General features: G+C 48.5%; 5 protein-coding genes. 3 read left to right on the top strand and 2 right to left on the bottom strand.

Annotated features, from left to right (window positions below):
• Window positions 1-3,040: N-6 DNA methylase (locus OXH39_24655; protein MCY3553658.1), on the bottom strand; the 3,040-nt coding region annotated here is incomplete at its 3' end.
• A gap of 259 nt (window positions 3,041-3,299) precedes the next feature.
• On the opposite strand from OXH39_24655, the gene OXH39_24650 reads away from it, so the two are divergent.
• Both OXH39_24650 and OXH39_24645 read left to right on the top strand, forming a co-directional pair.
• On the top strand, window positions 3,300-4,331 hold the full coding sequence (locus tag OXH39_24650; GenBank protein MCY3553657.1) for an alcohol dehydrogenase catalytic domain-containing protein: 1,032 nt from the start codon (window positions 3,300-3,302) through the stop codon (window positions 4,329-4,331).
• Between the two features lie 10 nt (window positions 4,332-4,341).
• Window positions 4,342-5,013 carry a ThuA domain-containing protein gene (locus OXH39_24645; GenBank protein MCY3553656.1) on the top strand — a complete coding sequence of 224 codons (672 nt, stop codon included), beginning with the start codon at window positions 4,342-4,344 and terminating at the stop codon, window positions 5,011-5,013.
• Window positions 5,014-5,053: 40 nt separating this feature from the next.
• Here the strand turns inward: OXH39_24645 and OXH39_24640 are convergent, their stop codons facing one another.
• Window positions 5,054-5,524 carry a hypothetical protein gene (locus tag OXH39_24640; protein ID MCY3553655.1) on the bottom strand — a complete coding sequence of 157 codons (471 nt, stop codon included), beginning with the start codon at window positions 5,522-5,524 and terminating at the stop codon, window positions 5,054-5,056.
• Between the two features lie 237 nt (window positions 5,525-5,761).
• Here OXH39_24640 and OXH39_24635 point away from each other — a divergent pair.
• Window positions 5,762-6,593 (top strand): hypothetical protein (locus OXH39_24635; GenBank protein MCY3553654.1); only part of this gene is annotated, 832 nt, incomplete at its 3' end.

The raw sequence follows: 6,593 nt of genomic DNA, 5'->3' as shown, positions 1-6,593 counted from the left end.
CGACGACCCGATCCCCGCGATGGCGGCGCGCGCCGCGCAGCTGCTCTACGACCGCACCGCGTCGATCCCGCAACCACTTCTCACACACCCGATACGATCCAATCTCGTATGCCCAGACTTCCGGTGGCACATCCGTGACATACTGAGACGTATTGATCCAAATTTTCTCGTCCACATAACGCACGCGCCCGACAACCCCATCCCCTTCACCCTCAAACCGATGGCGCGGCGGAACTGATACATCTTTCAATAAATGCCAATCAATTAATTGTTGTCCCAACGCTGCGAGCGTAAGGAACTGCTCAATATCCTGCGGTAACGGGATACGCGGGAACCCGTATTTCAGGAAATCGTAATACCGTTTGCGATAGATCGGACTGTAGAGAACCGCATAGATGTAGGCGAGAATCTCCTCTGGCGAAACACCTTCTGGGAGGTTAAAAGGCTCAACCTGTGGAAGTTCCAATGCCTCCGAAAGTTCAATCAGAAAAGCAGGCTTGAAATTGAGCGAACGTTCCGTTGAGATTCCCAATTCCTCTGGGTCTGGATACAGATAAAGCGGAAAGACCTGCGCGGTAGGTTCACTTCTGTTTGAGATATAACTTTTTTCGCTAATTTTATTAGTCACCAAAGCATGTTGCCATACAGGACTCCTAATACCACGATGAACACAGAGGGCGAGATTTTCTGCAAGTAGGTGGTGCATAGCCGCTGGACGAGGGGCACAATGAAATCCGCGTGATTGTCCCGTGTAATAGGTCCAACGCGTGTCAAACGGGCGGTAGTTTATCGGTTCAATATGCTGTTCAAAATCTGGGTGATTACGAAGATCTGCTTGGGCGAGATGGACTTTCCAATCTTGGGTATCCCTTGATAATTTGTATTTCTCCCGTGCCTCGTCTTCGGAAATGGAAACAAAATCCGTTACAGTTTCGCGTAACTCTTCAACAGTCTGATGAATCGTTAATTTATCCCGCGCGGTAAAAATGCCGGTGGAACTCTTGGCAAAGATGTCGGAAATTACTATTCCTGATTCATAATCTTCGCTATGTTCCGTTACTCGCGGCACAAAGTGGTAAAAAGGTGGCATTGACGGCAGCTCAGACCATGTTGTTGTTAAAATATCAGTTTCTGAAAGGGTGTTGTATTTGTCTTCTCGAGGTCCCCATAGATCCGCGTAGTAGACTTTCGCTGGTGTGGAATTATCGCTTTGCTTGATGCATAACAGGATGGAAACTCCCTGTATGATATCAAAAACATTTTCATCTGTTTTTTGTTCAGGAACAATTTCTTCGATTCTGCCGCTGCCGTGCAAATTGAGACAGTAGATGGTGTTGAAACTCTTCATCAAGGACTGTCTCATTCTTCGGAAAGTTTCTCCCTCAAGAAAACTGTTGTTGACAATATAACCAATAACACCTTCTCCGTTTTTATCAATACGCCACTGTGCCCAACGGACAAATTTCACATAATCAGCTTGGAGTAATTTTTTTTGGTCCCATATTCCCAACAGTTGTCCATTTAATGGCTTGTAGTCTTCAATGAGTTCTCCAATAAAAGTTAACCTCCGTCCTTCACGACTCGGATTGGCAGAATCCTGCGGATACGGCGGATTGCCAAGAATAACGAGCAGCGGTGCATCTCGTTTCACCGATAACGCCGCGTTCGCCTCGTCAGTGATAAACTCCGCAAAGGGTAACGGGGGCTGCATCTCTGCGGGTTGCTCTAAGGTATTGGTGAGGTAGATACGGAGGCGTTCATCTGCACGCCACCCTTGCGCTTGTAAAAACAGTCCTAACTTCAGATGCGCGATGGTATACGGCGCGACGAGCAATTCAAACCCGAAAATCCGTTTGACCAGTTCAGCGTTGACATACTGCCCCCACTCCGCCGCGCCGTAAGTTTGCGTCACCGACGCTTGAATATGCTCCAACACCGTCAACAGAAAACCGCCCGTCCCCGTCGCCGGGTCAAGGATGAGCGTTCTGTCATCGGCAAGACCGTCGGGTCTTTCCAACTCCGTTTTCAACAGACTGTCTACAGACCTAACGATATAGGAGATAACCTGTGGCGGTGTGTAGTAGACACCCCGATCCACGCGCCGCTGTGGATCGTATTCCGCGAGGAAGGTCTCGTAGAAGTGGATAACTGGATCTTCGAGATGATTCCCCGCAGCAAACGCCGTGCGGAGCATCTCCGTCGGGACGTTTCGGAGGAGTACTGCAATCTCGTCCAGAATATAAGTAACGTTTGCCTCAAGCCTCGGGGAGGCGATATGATGAAAGAGTTGAATGAGAAACGGGTTTGACCTCGGCAGCGCATCCACAGCGGTGTGTCGTGAGAAGTTTGTCGCATTTGGGAGTGTGCATCGCGCCGCAAATAACCCATAAGCGAGGGTCTGTGCATACATATCCGCGAAATCGCCAGGAGTCAATGTAGACAGAAGGAGTTCCTTGAACGCCGAGAACATTCTATAGATGTCGCTGCTTTCATCGGTAAGCGTGGTTGCGACCTGCGTCTGTAACTCCCGCGTCCGTCTGGCGAGGTATCCCGCAAGTGCCTCTGGCGTAGCAATCTGGATAGGTTCAGCATTCAGAAACCGTTCCAATAACGTCTCGAAATTTTCAGTGCTATCTGCTATGCTCGCCGCCGCACGCAACCGACCCTCTGTCCATAACTGGAAATCCACGAAATTCGTCAGGATAAAGTTATCCAGGTTTTCGGTAAAACGTGCGTTCTGTTCTCTGGCGTGTCCCGTGAGGTTGTTCAGGTCTCTGCCGTACGCTTCTGCTTCAATATAACCGATGGGCAGCAAGCCATCCATCGCAACAAAGTCTGGTCTGCCAATCTGATCTAATCGTCTCGGTTCTTGGACGAACCGGACAGTGTTTCTATCAAAATGGTCAACGGAGAGTTCCTCAAGAAAGGCTTGGAGATGTGGGAATAGCGAAAGTTCTGGCGTTGCCGCTGTACTCTCTTGTGTGCGGCGTATCCTTTGTAGGTAACGGTCAAAATGTGTTTGAAAATTCATGTTCTGCATTATACGCTTTCTGGGTCTTCTGTGCAAGGTCTTTTATCTGGGCTATAGGGTCATTTAGTTTTAAGAAATTCTTGGATTTCACATCTCTTTTGGCTAATCCGGTGCGGTTGGGAAACCGCACCTACCGGGCCTGGGGTCAAAAATCGCTGAAAATATGGAAAACTGAATAGCCCTATCTGGGCTATAGCAGAAACCGATTGACACGATTAATATGCTATGTTATGTTTCAAGCAGACGACTTACTTTTCAGGAGGCTATCGTGAAAGCAGCACAATTTTACGGCGGAAAAGACATTAGAGTTGAAACCGTACCAGACCCAACCCCTGAAGAAGGACAGGTTCTGGTGCAGGTAGAGGCAGCAGGAATCTGTGGCAGCGATCTACACGGATACCACCATCAACCGGAGCAACCGCTGTCCCCCCGTATCGGCGGACACGAGTTGATGGGAGAAATTATTGCTATAGGTAGGAGTGTTACAGTCTATGACAAAGGGACGCGCGTGGCAGTTGAACCCATTACCCCGTGTAATGATTGCCCGGAGTGCTACACGGGTAATTATAACATCTGTGTGAATTTGCGGCATGGCGGTGGCGGTTTTGCGGAATTTATGGTCGCAAGGACACCCAATGTCTACTCTCTACCAGAAAGCGTCTCCGCTGAAGGGGGTGCACTGGCAGAGGTCTACGCTGTAGCGGTTCATGCCGTCAACAGAGCGATGGTGTCACCGGGGGATCGCGTTGCCATTATCGGGAGCGGTCCTGTCGGATTGACGATTGCTCAGGTGGCAGATGTCGCGGGAGCGACCTCTATTGCGATGCTCGGAAAACCGGATGGACCGATACAGATTGCTCACGAGGCTGTGGGTGCCGTTCCTATCAATGTGGATAAGACGGATGCCGTCGAAGCGATTATGGACTGGAGCGATGGCAGAGGCGCGGATATTGTTTTTGAAGCCGTCGGTGGCACGGCGAACACGCTGGAGCAGGCGACGGAGATCGCGTCAAAACGCGGTACGGTCTGTATGGTCGGTGGGCATCGCACGCCACTCACCTTCACAGAGCGATTCGCTCGGAGTCGCGAACTCACAGTCGTCTGGTCGTTTTGTTACGGCAGACGTGGGGGAAAGACGGAGTTTCAAGTTGCTATCGACCTACTCGCCGCTGGTAAACTCGATCCGAATCCGTTGGTTACACACAGGTTTAACTTGGACGATATTAACGAGGCATTTGCTGTCGCTGCGGGACGTGATGAACACGGGTCTGTTAAAGTGCTCGTGACACCGAATGATTAGAGGAGGAAGTTTGTATAGCAAGTTTTGGCTTGCAAGCTACGCCAAAATGGAAAAACTCAAATTGCTCATATTTGTCGGAACGGAAGGTATTTATCACGACCATGCGGGGAACGGTCAGTTCTTGACCTCAATGCTCAACGGGACTGACAATATTGCAGCGGATTTCTCGCAAGATTACGATGTGCTTGCTGACGGGCTTAGTGGATACGACACCGTGCTTTTTTACACGGATGTCGGGGAGCTCACCGCGGCACAAGAAACGGGTTTGCTCGACTATATCCGAACGGGTGGCGGCTTTTTCGGGCTGCACACTGCGGCTGCCTCTTTTAGGGAATCTGAAGGCTACCACGGTATGCTGAATGGTTTTTTCGACGGACACAGCCCGTATATGGATTTCACGGTTAATGTGAGTGATAATAAACACCCGATTACCGAAGGATTAGGCGATTTTGCGGTGACGGACGAACTGTACTATCTCAAGCACAATCCTGCTGCGTCGCATCATCTGATGCACGCTTATGACGAGACGAAAGATGAGACGCATGTCATGGCGTTTCACCATACATACGGCGAGGGACGGGTTTTCTATTTTGCGCTGGGGCACGACATGGCGGTGCTGGAGAATCCGAGTTTCCAGACGGTTATCTGCCGAGGCGCGCTATGGGCGGGGAATAGGCTTTAGTTTGTTTCAACTTGTGTTGAAGGGACAGGGAGCGATTGTCTCACGGTTGTCCCATCTGTTGTTGCTTCAACGTTTCTATTTCCCGTGCGAGCCCCTCTATTTGTCTTTCGAGAGTGCGATCCCTTCCGCTTCGCCATGCCATAAGGATCTGTGGAATCGCTATCGCTGCAACAATAAGGGCTATTAACGCATATACAACGTTTGTTACGTGATCGATGCGTTTGTTCACGCTCACAAATTGCTTGTCAATACTTGTAAATCGAGTATCAATACTTGTAAATCGAGTATCAATACTTGCAAATTGCTTGTTAACGCCCTCGATTTTGAGGTCTACATATTCTTTGAGGCGCTGCTCTGAGTTTGCGATTTCTGTCTGAATTTCCTGTTTCAGCCGTTTTTCGGACTCATTGACGATCAAGCGGATTTTGTCTATATCTGCATCTGTGAGTTCGCCAAGCGCGGGGAACGTGATGGCGCAAAAAAGTACTGAGAGCAGAAGTATCGTTTTCATTGACTGCGTCCTTTTGTTTATGCTTTTAGCATAGCTTATTAGGCTGTGCATAGGGACTACTAGCTATAAGTGTACCATATTCTATTTTTAATATCAAATGTTTTTGAGGACGCGAATTTCTGATATGTTTTGTTATCAGAATCAAATTTTACTGGTTTTATTTGACATTTTTTGCTAAATTCTTTATCATCTTTCATGAAATGGATAATAATAGTTAGCGTTCAGGAGATTTTCGTTATGTATACACAAATTAAAAATAGTTTTTTGTTTTACACTTTCACGTTGTTCTTATGTCTCAATTCCTTTTTCCTAATTAGTGCCACTGCACAAGTCGGCGATGGCCCCGCTATCGGATCCGCCAGTGAGAACTATACCTTTGAAACGATTGATGTTCCGGGTGTAGATTTTCTGTCGTTGACAGCAAGTTCCGATTTTGAGGATTATGCCGGCTACACGAGAAGTGCCGATGGCGAAAAAATGGTCGCCTTTACCCTCACCGATGGCGTTTTTATGACCTACGATTTCCCTGGTGCCCAAAACACATATTTCTATGCGCTTGGTAATGATGGGCGCGCTGCGGGCTACTACGAAGATAGCGAGGGTTTGCACCACGGTGTTATCTTGGAGAATGGGGAGTTGCGGCAATACAATTTCCCCGACGCTGTGCAAACAGAGATATACGGTATTTCTGACGCAACGGGAGTATTAACGGGTAATTGGATAGATGCTGATGGTGTTCAGCGTGGATTTACAGGAGACACAAGCCTTGAGTTCCCCGGGGCAACAGCAACATTCGCCGATTTTGTCAACTCGGACGGTAATTTGTTCGCCAGCTACATAGATGCTAACGGGCTATTTCAAGAATACGCATATTCCTCGGATGGCAGGTATGTAGCTTTCGAGCTCACAAATGCAGAAAATCTTGAATTCTTTTATGTACATGGTGTTAACGATGCACTAGTAAGGATCGCCCGAGGTAAAGTGTTCGGTGATGTCACACGCACTTATCTTGGTACATTTACTGACGGTTTGCGGGAATTGAAGGTGCCAGGCAGCGTCAACACACAGG

It is taken from the genome of Candidatus Poribacteria bacterium (genome assembly GCA_026702755.1).
Taxonomy (GTDB): domain Bacteria; phylum Poribacteria; class WGA-4E; order WGA-4E; family WGA-3G; genus WGA-3G.
This window is presented reverse-complemented; position numbering and strand designations above follow the sequence as displayed.